Raw genomic sequence first — 15371 nt, 5'->3', positions numbered from 1 at the left:
GGGGCCGGCCGGTGGAGCCCCGGCCGGCGCGGGTGCCAGGCTGCCCCTGCGTAGCCGGCTGTGGCGGTCCCCCGCGTGGGCACAGCCGCGTACGGCAGGATGTGCGCCATGACGAGCGCGCACGAGGACCGGCCCGCACTGAAGACCGCAGAGCCCGTGGTGCGGCCCACTCAGCAGGACGAGACCGCTGCGGCGGGCAGCGAACTGATCGGTGGACCGGCCGGGCGCTGGGCCCGCGGTGGCGTCGGCAGGCTCACACCCGTACGCGTCATCGCCCTGGTGGCGATCGGCATGTTCGCTCTCGGCATGGTGCAGAAGATGCCCTGCTACGACTGGGCGTGGTTCCAGGGAGCGACGTCCCAGTACAACCACGCCTGCTACTCGGACATCCCCCATCTCTACGTCGGACGTGGCTTCGCCGACGACCTCGTCCCGTACTTCGACCGCATCAACGGCGACATGTCGTACCTCGAATATCCGGTGCTCACCGGCCTGTTCATGGAGGTCGCCTCCTGGCTCACCCCGCACGGGGGCGCCATCCAGCACCGCGAGCAGATCTACTGGATGGTCAACGCGGGCATGCTGATGATCTGCACCGCCGTCATCGCGGTCTGCGTCACCCGCACCCATCGGCTCCGCCCCTGGGACGGGCTGCTGGTCGCCCTGGCCCCTGCCTTCGCGCTCACCGCCACCATCAACTGGGACCTGTTCGCCGTCGCTCTGACCGCTGCGGCGATGCTGATGTGGTCCCGGGGGCGGGCCCTCGCCTTCGGTGTCCTGATCGGGCTCGCAACGGCCGCCAAGCTCTATCCGGTGCTGATCCTCGGCCCGCTCCTCCTCCTGTGCTGGCGCGCAGGAAAGTGGCGGGAGTTCGGGCGGGCCGCGTTCGGTGCCGCAGCGGCGTGGCTCGTCGTGAACCTGCCCGTCATGCTGCTCGCTCCCGAGGGGTGGAAGAAGTTCTACACGTTCAGCCAGGAACGGAACGTCGACTTCGGTTCCTTCTGGCTGATCATCACTCAGCGCACCGGCAAGCCCCTCGACGTGGGCAACGTCAACACCTGGGCAATGCTGCTGATGATCCTGGCGTGCGGCGGGATCGCGGCCCTCACCCTGACCGCCCCGCGCCGCCCGCGCTTCGCGCAGCTCGCCTTCCTGGTGATCGCCGCGTTCATCCTCACCAACAAGGTCTACTCGCCGCAGTACGTCCTGTGGCTGATCCCGCTCGCGGCGCTCGCCCGGCCCCGCTGGCGGGACTTCCTCATCTGGCAGGCCTGCGAAGTCATGTACTTCCTTGGTATCTGGCTGTACCTCGCGTACACGATGAGCGGCGACAAGCCCAAGGGCCTGCCGCCCGAGGGCTACCAGTTCGCCATCGCCCTGCACCTGATCGGGACGCTCTACCTCTGCGCGGTGATCGTGCGGGACATCCTGATGCCGGAGCGCGACGGGGTGCGCCAGGACGGTTCGGACGACCCCTCCGGGGGTGTCCTGGACGGCGCCGGGGACGTGTTCGTGCTCGGCGCCGCCGCCCATCCGGCGCGGCACGCGGCCCACCACCACGAGGGCCCGCAGGTCGAGTGGGGCAGCGGTATGGCCCGCGAGTAGCGGGCCGGCCGGTCACGGGCCGGATACACGGCGAGGCGGGTACCCGGTGAGGGGTACCCGCCTCGCTGCGCAGTCGCCCTGAGCCGCTTCCCGGCGGGCCTCTACGATCGGCCGCCCGGTCGGCAACCCGTCCTGGAGGGCCGTCTCAGCGATCCGGGAGGACCGCTCTCAGTGATCGGTACCGACCGGTTCAGTGATCGGTACCGATCGGTTCAGTGGTCGGATCGGCCGGTCCGGTGGTCGGTACCGGCCGGTCCGGTTCAGTGGTCGACGAGCCGGTCGTATTGCGTCGTCGTGTGCCGCAGATGGGCCACCAGCTCATCGCCGACCTTCGGTTCCTGCGCGTCCGAAGGGACGAAGAGGATCGAGACCTGCATGTGCGGCGGCTCCGCGAACCAGCGCTGCTTGCCCGCCCATACGAACGGCGACAGATTGCGGTTCACCGTGGCCAGGCCTGCCCGGGCGACGCCCTTCGCGCGCGGCATCATCCCGTGCAGCGCCTTCGGCGCCTCCAGGCCCACCCCGTGCGACGTACCGCCGGCGACGACGACCAGCCAGCCGTCCGACGCGGTCTTCTGCTGCCGGTAGCCGAAACGGTCGCCCTTCACGACCTGGGTGACGTCCAGGACAGAGCCGCGGTACTGCGTCGCCTCGTGGTCGCCCAGCCACAGCCGGGTGCCGATCCTGGCGCGGAAGCGCGTCTGCGGGAACTGCTGCTGCAGTCGCGCCAGCTCCTGCGCCTTGAGATGGCTCACGAACATGGTGTGGAGCGGCAGCCGGGCGTTGCGCAGCCTGTCCATCCAGGCAATGACCTCCTCGACCGCGTCGGACCCGTCCATACGGTCAAGCGGCAGGTGGAGCGCGAACCCTTCCAGGCGTACGTCGTCGATCGCCGCGTGGAGGCGGCCGAGGTCGGCCTCGGACACCCCGTGGCGCTTCATCGAGCTCATGCACTCGATGACCACGCGTGCGCCCACCAGCGCGTGTACGCCGTCGACCGAGGAGACGGAGCGGATCACCCGGTCCGGCAGCGGCACCGGCTCCTCGCCCCGGCGGAACGGTGTGAGGACCAGCAGATCACCGCCGAAGGAGTCCTTCATCCGGGCGGCTTCATACGTGGTGCCGACCGCGATGATCTCGGAACCGAAGCGGGTCACCTCGTCCGCGAGCCGGTCGTGGCCGAAGCCATAGCCGTTGCCTTTGCAGACCGGGACGATCCCCGGGAACTGGTCGAGCACGGACTTCTGGTGCGCCCGCCAGCGCGCGGTGTCGACATAGAGGGTCAGCGCCATGGCCGGACCGGAACCTTTCTCGGAGCTGCGGTGTATCAGAGGTATGAACGGAACGAGCGGAACCAACGCAACGAACGGATCTGCTGCAGCGAGCAGAACTGCCGCGACGAGGGGAACTAACGGGACGACGGAACCATCATCACTCTTAACGGCGCGACATATAGATGTCGAGCGCCTTGTGCAGCAGCTTGTTGAGCGGGAAGTCCCACTCGCCGATGTACTCCACGGCCTCGCCGCCGGTGCCGACCTTGAACTGGATCAGCCCGAACAGGTGGTCGGTCTCGTCCAGCGAGTCGGAGATGCCGCGCAGGTCGTAGACAGTGGCGCCCATGGCGTAGGCATCCCGCAGCATGCGCCACTGCATGGCGTTCGATGGCCGCACTTCCCGCTTGTGGTTGGCGGATGCGCCGTAGGAGTACCAGACGTGCCCGCCGACGATCAGCATGGTGGCCGCTGCGACGTTCTCACCGTCGTGGCGGGCGAAGTACAGCCGCATGCGGTTCGGGTCCTCGGTGTTGAGGACCGACCACATGCGCTGGAAGTACGAGAGCGGGCGGGGCCTGAAGCGGTCGCGCTCAGCGGTGATCTCGTAGAGCCGCTGCCACTCCGCCAGGTCCTCGTAGCTGCCCTGGACGACCTCGACACCGGCCTTCTCGGCCTTCTTGATATTGCGTCGCCAGAGCTGGTTGAAGCCCTTGAGGACGTCGTCGAGCGAGCGGTTGGCCAGCGGGACCTGGAAGACGTAGCGGGGCTGTACGTCGCCGAAGCCGGCGCCGCCGTCCTCGCCCTGCTGCCAGCCCATCTTCCGCAGCCGGTCGGAGACCTCGAAAGCGCGCGGCTCGATGTGCGTGGCCTCGACGTCGCGCAGCCGCTTCACATCCGGGTCCTGGATACCCGACTTGATCGCTGCCGCGTTCCACCGGCGGATGACCACCGGCGGCCCCATCTTCACCGAGAAGGCGCCCTGCTCCTTGAGATGGGCCAGCATCGGCTGGAGCCACTCGTTGAGGTTCGGGGCGTACCAGTTGAGGACCGGCCCCTCGGGCAGGTAGGCGAGATAGCGCTTGATCTTGGGAAGCTGCCGGTAGAGCACGAGTCCGGCGCCGACGATCTGCCCGTCCTTGTCGAACCAGCCGAGGCTCTCCGAGCGCCACTCCGTCTTCACTTCCGCCCATGCGGGGACCTGGCAGTGACTCGCCGCCGGCAGGCTCTGGATGTACGCCAGATGTTGCTCGCGGCTGATGGTCCTCAGGGTCAGGCTCATGCGGGGCGCTCCTCGGCAGGCGTGTCCCCATGGGTTCAGGGGCGTCGGCTCTCCCGCCGAAGCCTACTGCGGCCGTCGAGCGCCCCGACTGGCCGTATCGGACAAGCGGTGCGACAGCGGTCAGCCGCCCACCACGCCACCGAAAAGGCCACCGTGGGCCATGCCGAGGTAGAAGCCCACCGCAGAGGCACCGATACCGAGGATCACGATGAACCGCTCACGCGTCGTGACCGAGATGAACATCCCGTAGGCGCCGGTCAAGATCCCCACGAGCCCCGCCCAGGAGCTGAGGAGATGCAGATTGTTGAATCCGGACGCGATGAGGGCCAGCACACCGAGGACGAAGGTCACCGCGACCAGAGCGTCTTCCAGCGGGTGAGGCTTGCCGTCCGAGGCGAAGAGAGCGGCGACGGGATTGTGCCGCGTCGCAGGGTTGTGTCGCGCTGCCTGAGCCATCAGGCACCTCCTGGCATAAGGCGGCGAACTGTAACGCCGCTCACATCCCACACCTAGAGAGTCTGCCCTGTGACCGCAGGATTTCAACCGGAAGCCTGTGTGCAGGTAGTCTGTACGGTCTGCACCGGTGTCTGCCCAGTCCAGCGAACAATCCCTTTCTCCGTGAAAGTGGATTGTCAGTGGCTGCCGATACCGTTGCGTACGCATCACGACCCTCCTGCCACGGAACGACCGTGGCCGCTGAGTCCAAAGGAGGTGGGTTCCACATGCGTCACTACGAAGTGATGGTCATCCTCGACCCCGAACTCGAGGAGCGCGCTGTCTCCCCGTTGATCGAGACTTTCCTCTCCGTCGTCCGTGAGGGCGAAGGAAAGGTTGAGAAGGTCGACACCTGGGGCCGTCGCCGTCTCGCTTACGAGATCAAGAAGAAGCCCGAGGGCATCTACTCGGTCATCGACCTGCAGGCCGAGCCTGCGGTCGTCAAGGAGCTCGACCGCCAGATGAACCTGAACGAGTCGGTCCTCCGGACCAAGGTCCTCCGCCCCGAGACCCACTGAGCATCTAGCTCAGCAGTCATCGGGTCCGAGTAGCACCAAGCAGCCAAGCAATACCCGCCGAGAGGTTCACCCATGGCAGGCGAGACCGTCATCACGGTCGTCGGCAATCTCGTCGACGACCCCGAGCTGCGCTTCACCCCGTCCGGTGCGGCGGTCGCGAAGTTCCGTGTCGCGTCCACTCCCCGCATCTTCGACCGGCAGACCAATGAGTGGAAGGACGGCGAAGGCCTGTTCCTCACCTGCTCGGTCTGGCGTCAGGCGGCGGAGAACGTCGCGGAGTCGCTTCAGCGAGGCATGCGCGTCGTCGTGCAGGGCCGGCTGAAGCAGCGGTCGTACGAAGACCGTGAGGGCGTCAAGCGCACGGTCTACGAGCTGGACGTCGAGGAAGTCGGCCCCAGCCTCAAGACGGCCACGGCCAAGGTCACCAAGACCACTGGTCGAGGCGGTCAGGGCGGCCAGGGTGGTTACGGCGGCGGTGGCGGCCAGCAGCAGGGCGGCGGCAACTGGGGCGGAGCCCCCAGTGGAGGCCAGCAGGGCGGCGGCGGAGCACCCGCCGACGACCCGTGGGCTTCCAACGCGCCGGCCGGCGGTGGCCAGCAGCAGGGCGGGGGCAGCTGGGGCGGAAGCTCCGGCGGTTCCGGCTCCGGCTCTGGCGGTGGCTACTCGGACGAGCCGCCCTTCTAGGGCAGCCCGTACCCCCACTTCTTGATCACACAGGAGAAACACCATGGCGAAGCCGCCTGTGCGCAAGCCTAAGAAGAAGGTCTGCGCATTCTGCAAGGACAAGACCCAGTACGTGGACTACAAGGACACGAACATGCTGCGGAAGTTCATTTCCGACCGTGGCAAGATCCGTGCCCGCCGCGTTACCGGTAACTGCACGCAGCACCAGCGTGACGTCGCCACGGCTGTCAAGAACAGCCGTGAGATGGCGCTGCTGCCCTACACGTCGACTGCGCGATAAGGGAAGGGTGACCGAAAAATGAAGATCATCCTCACCCACGAGGTCGCTGGCCTCGGCTCCGCCGGCGACGTCGTTGACGTCAAGGACGGTTACGCCCGCAACTACCTGGTCCCGCGTGGTTTCGCGATCCGCTGGACCAAGGGTGGCGAGCAGGACGTGGCGCAGATTCGCCGCGCCCGCAAGATTCACGAGATCGCGACCATCGAGCAGGCCAATGAGGTCAAGGCCAAGCTTGAGGGCGTGAAGGTCCGTCTGGCCGTTCGCTCCGGCGACGCCGGCCGGCTCTTCGGTTCCGTCACCCCGGCCGACATCGCCTCGGCGATCAAGGCTGCCGGTGGTCCCGTGGTCGACAAGCGTCGCGTCGAGCTCGGTGCGCCGATCAAGACCCTGGGCGCCCACCAGGTGTCCGTGCGTCTGCACGCCGACGTTGCCGCGAACCTCGGCATCGAGGTCGTTGCCGCGTAATTGCTGCGCTTCGGCAGAGCATGGAAAGGGTCGCCTCCTCTGGAGGCGGCCCTTTCGCGTTTCACGTGAAACAGCCGTACGCCTCAGCGTGTGGCACCCGTGACGATCCAGCGGCCCGAGCGGGCCCGGAGCCAGAGTGTCACGGTCCGGACCGCCATCATCAGAGCCATCGCCCACCACAGAGCTGTCAGCCCACCGCCCAGTGTCGGTACCAGGAGAGCTACCGGGGCGAAGACGGCCAGCGTGACGACCATGGCCCCCGCCAGGTAGCGGCCGTCGCCCGCGCCCATCAGAACCCCGTCCAGGACAAATACGATGCCGGAGATCGGCTGGGCGATCGCGACGACCAGCAGGGTCGGCAGTAGCGCGTTCCGCACCGCCTGGTCGCCGGTGAACAGCGGGACGAACAGCGGGCGGGACGCCACGACCAGCGCGCCCAGCACCACGCCTGAGGCGATGCCCCACTGCACCATGCGGCGGCAGGCCTCCTTCGCCCCTTCGGCGTCGCCCGACCCGAGGTAACGGCCGATGATTGCCTGCCCGGCGATGGCGATGGCATCCAGGGCGAACGCCAGCAGGCTCCAGAGCGAGAGCACGATCTGGTGGGCGGCCACGTCGGTGTCGCCCAGATGGGCTGCCACCGCGGTCGCTGTCATCAGGACGGCGCGCAGCGAGAGTGTACGGACCAGCAAGGGGACGCCGGCCTGGGCGCAGGCCCGGATTCCCGCGCCGTCGGGGAGCAGCGAGGCGCCGTGCCTCCTGGCCCCCCGTACGACCACTACGAGATAGACGGCGACCATGCCGAACTGGGCGATCACGGTGCCCCAGGCGGATCCGGCGATGCCCAGTCCCGCACCGTAGACCAGGGCCGCGTTGAGCACGGCGTTGGCCGCGAAGCCTCCGATCGCGACATACAGCGGAGTCCTGGTGTCCTGAAGTCCCCGCAGCACGCCGGTGGCCGCCAGGACCACGAGCATCGCCGGGATGCCGATGCTGGAAATCCGCAGATAGGTGACCGCGTAGGGTGAAGCGTCGGCCGAGGCCCCGAAAAGGCCCACCAGCCAGGGCGCGGTGGGCAGGACGACCGCGATGACGAGTGCGCCGAGCAGCAGGGCGAGCCAGATGCCGTCCATGCCCTGCCGGATGGCAGCCTGGAGATCGCCCGCGCCCACGCGCCGTGCAACGGCCGCCGTCGTGGCGTACGCGAGGAAGACGAAAATACTCACTGCCGTGCTCAGCAGGGCCGCTGCGACCCCCAGCCCGGCCAGCTGGCGGGTGCCGAGATGGCCGACGATGGCGCTGTCGACCATGACGAAGAGCGGCTCGGCCACCAGGGCGCCGAAAGCGGGCACGGCGAGCGAGATGATCTCTCGGTCGTGCCGTCTGCGGCCGGGGTGGGGTGCCGTGGGGGCCTGTGTCATGGAGGTCAACCTAATCTTCCACAGGTAAGAGATGCAATAGGCATAAGACCCTTACGGAGCTCAGGGTTCCGGCTCGGGGTGTGCGCTGTTTGTCGTGATCTTGGTCCAGTCGGAAAAGTTTTTCTCCCCCACAGCCAGTGGATGATGAACATGCAGGTCAGGCCGGTGCTTGGGGGAGGGTTATGAGTTTGTCCACAGCACTGTCCCCCGACCCGTGCACAGGTTTTGGCGAGTTACCCACAGGCTGCGGTCCGTCACCCACAGGGCCTGTGGATAACCGGATTGGCTGACGGTGTCTGCGGGCCTACCGTGGACCGGCGCCCGACGCGCCGTTTGCGGAGTCGGGCCCCTTGTTTGTCGGTGCCGTGCCGTAAGAAAGAGTCGCACGGCTAGGTCCGCGGAGCGGACGGGAGGAGGTGGCCCGGTGAGCATTCCCGAGCCCTTGGACGACCCCTGGACCGAGAGCAGTCCGGGTGACCGTCTGCCCGTCTCCCGCCAGCGCCGCGGCGACGGTGCAGGCGGCCGGGAGCAGCACGACCGGGGCCGGGAGAGCGGCTCCTGGGACGGCGGATCCCCCGCCTTCGAGAGGGTCCCGCCTCAGGACATCGACGCCGAACAGTCCGTCCTGGGCGGCATGCTGCTCTCCAAGGACGCCATCGCGGACGTCGTCGAGGTCATCAAGGGCCAGGACTTCTACCGCCCCGCTCACGAGACCGTCTATCAGGCGATTCTCGACCTCTACGCGAAGGGCGAGCCTGCCGACCCGATCACCGTCGCTGCCGAACTGGTCAAGCGCGGAGAGATCAAGAAGGTCGGCGGGGCGCCCTATCTGCACACGCTCGTCCAGTCGGTTCCGACAGCCGCCAACGCCGAGTACTACGCCGAGATCGTCCACGAGCGGGCCGTGCTGCGCAGGCTGGTCGAGGCGGGCACGAAGATCACGCAGATGGGATACGCGGCGGACGGCGACGTGGACGAGATCGTCAACTCCGCCCAGGCCGAGATCTACGCCGTCACCGAGCAGCGCACCTCCGAGGACTACCTGCCGCTGGGCGACATCATGGAGGGCGCCCTCGACGAGATCGAGGCGATCGGTTCGCGCAGCGGCCAGATGTCCGGGGTGCCGACCGGATTCACGGACCTGGACGCGCTGACGAACGGTCTGCACCCGGGCCAGATGATCGTCATCGCGGCGCGTCCCGCCATGGGTAAGTCGACGCTCGCACTGGACTTCGCGCGGGCGTGTTCCATCAAGGCCGCGCTGCCGAGCGTGATCTTCTCGCTCGAAATGGGCCGCAACGAGATCGCGATGCGTCTGCTGTCCGCCGAGGCGCGGGTAGCGCTGCACCACATGCGATCGGGTTCCATGACGGACGAGGACTGGACACGGCTGGCACGCCGGATGCCGGATGTCACCGCCGCACCGCTCTTCATCGACGACTCGCCGAACCTGTCGATGATGGAGATCCGGGCGAAGTGCCGGCGGCTCAAGCAGCGCCAGGACCTGAAACTGGTCGTGATCGACTATCTGCAGCTGATGCAGTCCGGTGGTTCGCGGCGCCCCGAGAGCCGCCAGCAGGAGGTCTCCGACATGTCGCGAAACCTCAAGCTGCTGGCGAAGGAGCTGGAGGTCCCGGTCATCGCGCTCTCACAGCTGAACCGTGGCCCTGAGCAGCGTACGGACAAGAAGCCGATGGTCTCCGACCTCCGTGAATCGGGCTCGATCGAGCAGGACGCCGACATGGTGATCCTGCTCCACCGTGAGGACGCGTACGAGAAGGAGTCCCCGCGCGCGGGCGAGGCCGACCTGATCGTGGCCAAGCACCGTAACGGCCCGACGGCGACGATCACGGTGGCTTTCCAGGGCCACTACTCGCGGTTCGTGGACATGGCGCAGACCTGAGTCCGGCTCTTGCAGGTCTCAAATTTCGCGGCACAAGCTCAGCTCCGATGGCATATCGGCGGCACTTATGCCGTCTCGTTGAGACTTGCTGGTCGAGGCCGTCACCTTTCCGAGTGTCGGAGGCTCTGGAGCTGTCGCGGTTGCTCTTCGCTGATTCGATCGGTCCGTACGCAGCATCGTGGCCCAGCCCTCCTTACTGAAGACGGTGCTGGAAGGGAAGGGCAGCGACTCGAACGCTTCGTGACCGCATCGTCCTACCCCACCATCTGCGAGGCGGCCAGAGCCCCGAGCATCAACCAGTCAACCCTGGCGATCCAGATCAACCGATTGGAACGGGACCTCGGAAAGGCGCTGTTTGAACCCACGGAACGTGGGCGGCCCATGAAACCGACCACCTTCGGCAGGAAGGTCGCGGCAGCCGCCTGCACCAGGTCGAGTCAGCCCTGGTGCAGGGCGTCATCCGTTCCGAACTGCGAGCCGATGTTGTTCCACATGAAGCCGTCCTTCCAGTCCGGCTTGCCGGCCGCCCAGCCGAGCACGGCGGTCTGCACCTTCTCCTCGGAGATGGTCCGAGTCTGATAGTGCTCGGCTGCCGCACCATCCCGGAATTCGAGTTGGTACGTGTTGTCGTCGCGCAGCAGCACCTGGACATACGGGCTTCCCTCGGCACCCTTCTCCACGCGACCCTCTTCCACGCGCTCCAGGATCAAATGCGCGTCCCCGCGCCGGAGGTTGGCCAACATCCTGCCTATCGCCGGCTTCGTGGGCTTCTTCACCACGTGCCCCGCCGCATCAGTTGCAATCAGCATGGCCTGATCCTCCAACACGGCTCTGACATTGCCCCCAGCGAACAGGCACGCGTATTCGCCATCATGGGCCGGTGACCACATGGATGCGCTGCTACTGGGACGAGGAAGACACCTGGTTCTACTTCGAGATCGACGCCGGAGGCCGGGTGATCCGGCAGGTCGAACTCGAAGGGTCCGAGCTGACCCCGATCGCAGCTGCCTCCCTCGTCGAGTGGCAGCGGGCCTACGACGCAGACCGCCTCGATGAGTACGACAGCAGGCTCGGGATCACAGCCGAGCTGCCCGTCTCGGAATGGGAGGGCCACGACCCCGGGCAACTCACCTTCGAGGAGTTCGAGGAAGTCTGGGGTCATGCCCGTCGGCAGATCGCATCACGGCCCCGCTGACCTCTGGGCCCGCGGAGGCTTCTTGGCATCATCTCGGCATGACCCCGACCTTTCCCCGCACCGTTCGAGCCGTCGCCACCGGTCAGCTCCTGGACCTGGCCCAGGAAGCAGCCATGACTGCTGGATCCTCGGCACCTGCCGGGTCGTCCCACGCGCCATCTGCCGGAGGCGGCGAAGGCCAGGCAGTGGCCAGGAGTTCTCCTGCCCCGGCCGGCCGACAGCCGGTGACTGGCCCTGTGCTCCCCGACTTCAGGCTGAGGAGGAAATGGCGGACGCATGAGGCGGCACGCGGGCGCGGCTGTGCCCCGGAGCCCGTGGGGCGCCGGGGCACAGCCGGAGGGAGCCTCGCCGGTCAGCGCACGGTCACGTCGAAGACCGGGGAGACGGTGCTCCCGCTGACGATGCGCAGAGCGTTCTTGCCCTTGATGCCGAGCTTGACGCCCAGGGAGTAGGTGCCGGTACGGGTGATCGGCGCGGAGGCGGGGAGCGTGACCCACTTGCTGCCCTGCTTCTGCTGCAGGGTCACCTTCGCGCCCGGCTTGAGGCCGGTCGTGGTGCCCGTGACCCGGAAGAGCGCCCATGCCTTCACCGAGTTCACCGACGGCTTCGCGGTGATGGCTGCCTTGGCGGCGACGGCCGACTGCGCTGCGGCCGTGCTGGGCGCGGACGGGGCGTCGGCCATGGCGGCGGTACCCGCCAGGGCGACGGTTGCGGCGGCGAGTGTGCTGATGGCAGCGATACGCAGTGAATGCCGCTTGGTGACGATCATGAGTGTTCCTTTCGGGAAGGTCTCTGATTTCACACAAAGGTGAGACAAGTACTTTTGGTGTGGGTCTCAACTGAAAAGACGATGTACCGGCCAGAAGCGTTGTATGCGCTGTGTCACCGTCCTGTAACAGGCTCGGCGGGCGCGGGGATCCGACGGCGCACCGGGCGGGCCCGTCCGGAGGCCCGGGCGAAAGGCCGTCGACGGGCAGGGGTCCGTCTGGTAGGTCTCGGGCCATGACTTCTTCAGACTCCTTGCCGGAGCCCTCCCCGGATCTTCTGCCCACCACCCGGCGCGCACTGCTGCACCGCCTGGCTGTCGCGCAGTCCGATGGGCGAGTCCCGTCGCTCGTGGGGGCGGTGACGCGGGACGGGCGGATGGTGTGGTCCGGGGCGCGCAGTTGCGTGGACGGTCATGCGCCGGACGCGCACACCCAGTACCGGATCGGGTCGATCACCAAGCCCTTCACCGCGGTCGCCGTGATGCGGCTGCGGGACGAGGGCCTCCTCGATCTGGCCGACCCGCTGGAGAAGCACCTTCCCGGCACCGGAGTGGGTGAGGTGACGATCGCCCAGCTGCTCAGCCACACCGCGGGCCTGGCGGCGGAGACGCCCGGTGAGTGGTGGGAGAGGTCGTCGGCCACGCTGCGGCCCGGGCTTGCTGATGTGCTCGGTGAGCCGGCGCAGCTGCATCCGGCAGGGCGGCGCCACCACTACTCCAACCCTGGGTACGCGCTGCTCGGCGCGGTGGTGGAGGCGCATCGCGGTGCGGCGTGGGCGGATGTGGTGCAGCGCGAGATCTGTGTGCCGCTGGGAATGGACCGTACGAGTGCGCAGCCGCAGGCGCCCCATGCCGGTGCGTGGGCGGTGCATCCGTGGGCGGACGTCCTGCTGCCGGAGCCCGCCGAGGACCTGGGGGTGATGGCGCCCGCCGGGCAACTCTGGTCGACGGCCGCCGATCTGTGCCGCTTCGCCGCCTTCCTGGCGGACGGCGACGACCGGGTACTCGGTGCGGAGACCGTACGGGAGATGCGCACGCCCGCGGTCGCGCCGGAGGCGGCCGATTGGGACGGGGGGTACGGCCTGGGAGTCCAGCTCGCACGGCGGGACGGCCGGACGCTGGCGGGTCACACCGGATCGCTGCCCGGATTCGTGGCCGGGCTGTGGGTGAGCGTGGCGGACGGGGTGGCGGCAGTGGCGCTGTCGAACAGCACATCCGGGGTCGGGCCGCAGGTTGCCGCCGATCTGGTCCGGATCGTGGCGGAAGCGGAACCGGCGATCCCGAAGCCGTGGCGGCCGCTGACGGAGGTTGACCCGGTCCTGCTGGAGCTGGCCGGGCCCTGGTACTGGGGAACATCGGTGAGCGCCCTGCGGCTGACGGCAGACGGCGGGATGGAGTTCGGCCCGCTCTCCGGCGGCGGGCGCAGGTCGCGCTTCCGCGCGGAGCGGGACGGCAGCTGGACAGGGCTCGACGGCTACTTCGCGGGGGAGACGCTGCGGGTGGTGCGGCAGGACGGAGAGGTGACCCACCTGGACCTGGGCTCGTTCGTCTTCACCAGGCAGCCGTACGACCCGGCGGCGCCGGTGCCGGGCGGCGTGGACGAGGGCGGCTGGAGGGGGCTTCCGTAACGCCCGGACGGGCCGTGGGACGGGCCGCCCGGACGGGCTTCCTCGCTGAGTCTGTCCGGCTGAGCCGTCCGATCGAGCTGCTTGCCCGAGCCGTCCGGACAGCCGGGTGGACCGGCGGTCTCCCGGCCGTCCGTTCAGCTCGACAGTTCCCGTTCGAGCGGGGTCCGGAACCGCGGTGTGATCCGGGTGTCCCCCACCCACTGCGCGAGCCGCGCCGCCTCGGCCTCGACCGCTTCCGCCGCTGCCCGCCCCGGATCACTCAGCAGACGCCATGCCACTTCGCCGTCCGCGCGCTGCGCCCAGCCGCCGATGATCCGTCCGTTCCACCAGACGGTCGGGCCGATGTTGCCCGCGCGGTCGAAGAGCGCCGGGCGGTGTCCGGGGTCGAGGTGGAAGGAGCGGTCGGCCCACCCCATGGCGCTTGGGTCCAGCCCGGGCAGCAAGGCCGCCCACGGTTCCGTGGGCGGCTCGGGCGCGGTGTCGCCCGGGGTGACGAATCCGGTTGCGCCGTCATCCAGCCGGACCTCCTCCGCGCCGGTCGCCGCGAGTGCCCTGCGGGTGTCCGTCAGGGTCCATCCGGTCCACCACTTGAGGTCGGCCTCGGTGGCGGGTCCGTACGCGAGAAGCCAGCGGCGGGCCAGCGCGGCCCTGGCCTCGGCGACGGGGAGCGCGGGCCAGGACGTTCCGCCCGTCCAGCGGAACTGGCTCGACGTCCATGAGCCGCGCGGCCGGTCACGGCGGATGCGGCCGTCGGCAGCCAGCAGCCGGATGACCCGCGTGGTGACGCCCTGTACGGCCTCCCATTTCCTGCCGGGGAAGACCGTGATCTTCGTACGGAGAGCCGGTACCGCCGCGGAGAGTTCGCTGCCGGTGGAGGGGCCTCGGGCAGTGAGCGCGGACAGCGTCGCCTCCTCGGTCCCGGCCAGCCAGCGCTCGTCCAGGCCGTTGCCGTCCTCCGCGAGGTGTTTGAGGAACGTCCTGCGCTCCTTCACCGCGACGGCGCGGGCCGTGGAGGCGTCCACGCAGGGGGCGACGTCCCGCGACATGGCGAAGAGCGTATTGCGCAGGGAGAGCAGCCGGACGAGGGAGACGTCGTCGTACAGGGCGCGTTCGACGACCGCCGTGTTCGCGTCGGCCAGCCGTGCGCAGAGGGAGAGATAGAGGGTCGCCGCGTCGGTGGCATGCAGGGCGACGACAGCGTCCGATGCCTCGACGGGGCCGGCCGCCCGCACGGAGGGGGCGAGGAGGTGCCGGCGGCCCAGGCGGATGCGGCGTTGCTCATCAGTGATCCGGTGCATGGCCGGGGCCTCCCGATCCGTTCGTTCTCGCGGCGGCCGGCGTGGTTCAGAGCTGCAGCTTGAACCCGACGTGGCTCGCGGTGAAGCCGAGCCGTTCGTAGAAGCGGTGGGCGTCGGTCCGGGTGGCGTCCGACGTCAGCTGGACCAACTGGCAGCCCTGGCCGCGGGAGGCGTCGACTGCCCACTCGATGAGCCGGGTACCGAGACCGCTGCCGCGTTCGTCGCGGTGGATGCGCACGCTCTCGATGATGGAACGGGTGGCGCCCCGCCGGGAGAGCCCGGGGACGACGGTGAGCTGCAGTGTCCCGGCGATCCGGTCGCCGCGCACCGCGACGACCAGGTGCTGTTGCGGGTCGGCGGCGATCCGCCGGTACGCCGTGAGGTACGGGCCGAGGTCGTCCGGGGATTCGCGCTGGGCGCCGAGTGTGTCGTCGGCGAGCATCGCCACGATGTCGGGGATGTCGCTCTCGTCCGCGGGACGGATCTCCAGGTCGCTCATGGTGCGCAGCGTACGCGGGCGCGGGTGGGGGCGCTGGGACGGGTCAGGCGGGCAGGCG

General features: G+C 68.6%; 16 protein-coding genes and 1 pseudogene. 9 read left to right on the top strand and 8 right to left on the bottom strand.

What is annotated here, in order from left to right; genetic code table 11:
• Positions 1–99: 99 nt before the first annotated feature.
• Entirely contained in the window at positions 100–1605 is a 1506-nt protein-coding gene (locus tag OG917_RS17255; RefSeq protein WP_328321969.1) for a glycosyltransferase family 87 protein, read from the top strand.
• A 260-nt stretch (positions 1606–1865) separates the two neighbouring features.
• Here the strand turns inward: OG917_RS17255 and OG917_RS17250 are convergent, their stop codons facing one another.
• From OG917_RS17250 to OG917_RS17240, 3 genes are all read right to left on the bottom strand, one after another.
• A complete protein-coding gene (locus OG917_RS17250) occupies positions 1866–2897 on the bottom strand; it encodes an alanine racemase (protein ID WP_328318484.1) in 1032 nt (343 codons plus the stop codon).
• Positions 2898–3042: 145 nt separating this feature from the next.
• Complete coding sequence (locus OG917_RS17245; RefSeq protein ID WP_328318483.1) at positions 3043–4161, bottom strand: lipid II:glycine glycyltransferase FemX; 1119 nt, start codon at positions 4159–4161, stop codon at positions 3043–3045.
• 120 nt (positions 4162–4281) lie between these two features.
• Positions 4282–4617 carry a hypothetical protein gene (locus OG917_RS17240; protein WP_328318482.1) on the bottom strand — a complete coding sequence of 112 codons (336 nt, stop codon included), beginning with the start codon at positions 4615–4617 and terminating at the stop codon, positions 4282–4284.
• Positions 4618–4883: 266 nt separating this feature from the next.
• Here OG917_RS17240 and rpsF point away from each other — a divergent pair, with 266 nt between their 5' ends.
• From rpsF to rplI, 4 genes are all read left to right on the top strand, one after another.
• Complete coding sequence (rpsF, locus tag OG917_RS17235; protein WP_164258274.1) at positions 4884–5174, top strand: 30S ribosomal protein S6; 291 nt, start codon at positions 4884–4886, stop codon at positions 5172–5174.
• Positions 5175–5246: 72 nt separating this feature from the next.
• Positions 5247–5858, top strand: a complete 612-nt coding sequence (locus OG917_RS17230) for a single-stranded DNA-binding protein (RefSeq protein WP_328318481.1) — start codon at positions 5247–5249, stop codon at positions 5856–5858.
• A 43-nt stretch (positions 5859–5901) separates the two neighbouring features.
• Positions 5902–6138: a 30S ribosomal protein S18 gene (gene rpsR / locus OG917_RS17225; protein ID WP_003967857.1), complete on the top strand. Its 237-nt coding sequence runs from the start codon at positions 5902–5904 to the stop codon at positions 6136–6138.
• An 18-nt stretch (positions 6139–6156) separates the two neighbouring features.
• Complete coding sequence (rplI, locus tag OG917_RS17220; protein ID WP_328318480.1) at positions 6157–6603, top strand: 50S ribosomal protein L9; 447 nt, start codon at positions 6157–6159, stop codon at positions 6601–6603.
• A gap of 83 nt (positions 6604–6686) precedes the next feature.
• Here the strand turns inward: rplI and OG917_RS17215 are convergent, their stop codons facing one another.
• Complete coding sequence (locus OG917_RS17215) at positions 6687–8024, bottom strand: MATE family efflux transporter (protein ID WP_328318479.1); 1338 nt, start codon at positions 8022–8024, stop codon at positions 6687–6689.
• A gap of 442 nt (positions 8025–8466) precedes the next feature.
• On the opposite strand from OG917_RS17215, the gene dnaB reads away from it, so the two are divergent.
• Both dnaB and OG917_RS17205 read left to right on the top strand, forming a co-directional pair.
• A complete protein-coding gene (gene dnaB / locus OG917_RS17210; RefSeq protein WP_328321967.1) occupies positions 8467–9927 on the top strand; it encodes a replicative DNA helicase in 1461 nt (486 codons plus the stop codon).
• A 9-nt stretch (positions 9928–9936) separates the two neighbouring features.
• A pseudogene (locus OG917_RS17205) lies at positions 9937–10320 on the top strand (helix-turn-helix domain-containing protein); the annotation flags it as partial.
• Between the two features lie 44 nt (positions 10321–10364).
• Here the strand turns inward: OG917_RS17205 and OG917_RS17200 are convergent.
• On the bottom strand, positions 10365–10736 hold the full coding sequence (locus OG917_RS17200; protein ID WP_328318478.1) for a hypothetical protein: 372 nt from the start codon (positions 10734–10736) through the stop codon (positions 10365–10367).
• Between the two features lie 83 nt (positions 10737–10819).
• Between OG917_RS17200 and OG917_RS17195 the strand changes: the two genes are divergently transcribed.
• Positions 10820–11122, top strand: a complete 303-nt coding sequence (locus OG917_RS17195) for a hypothetical protein (protein ID WP_328321965.1) — start codon at positions 10820–10822, stop codon at positions 11120–11122.
• A gap of 352 nt (positions 11123–11474) precedes the next feature.
• Here OG917_RS17195 and OG917_RS17190 read toward each other — a convergent pair whose 3' ends face one another.
• On the bottom strand, positions 11475–11891 hold the full coding sequence (locus OG917_RS17190; RefSeq protein WP_328318477.1) for a hypothetical protein: 417 nt from the start codon (positions 11889–11891) through the stop codon (positions 11475–11477).
• Positions 11892–12124: 233 nt separating this feature from the next.
• Between OG917_RS17190 and OG917_RS17185 the strand changes: the two genes are divergently transcribed.
• Positions 12125–13516, top strand: coding sequence for a serine hydrolase domain-containing protein (locus tag OG917_RS17185; RefSeq protein ID WP_328318476.1), 1392 nt, complete (start codon positions 12125–12127; stop codon positions 13514–13516).
• Between the two features lie 134 nt (positions 13517–13650).
• Here OG917_RS17185 and OG917_RS17180 read toward each other — a convergent pair whose 3' ends face one another.
• A complete protein-coding gene (locus OG917_RS17180; RefSeq protein WP_328318475.1) occupies positions 13651–14814 on the bottom strand; it encodes a winged helix DNA-binding domain-containing protein in 1164 nt (387 codons plus the stop codon).
• Between the two features lie 46 nt (positions 14815–14860).
• Positions 14861–15313 carry a GNAT family N-acetyltransferase gene (locus OG917_RS17175; protein ID WP_328318473.1) on the bottom strand — a complete coding sequence of 151 codons (453 nt, stop codon included), beginning with the start codon at positions 15311–15313 and terminating at the stop codon, positions 14861–14863.
• Positions 15314–15371 lie beyond the last annotated feature (58 nt).

The sequence above is a fragment of the Streptomyces sp. NBC_00388 genome (assembly GCF_036061255.1).
Lineage (GTDB): Bacteria > Actinomycetota > Actinomycetes > Streptomycetales > Streptomycetaceae > Streptomyces.
Note: the sequence above shows the minus strand (reverse complement) of the source record. Positions and strands in the feature narration are given on the sequence as shown.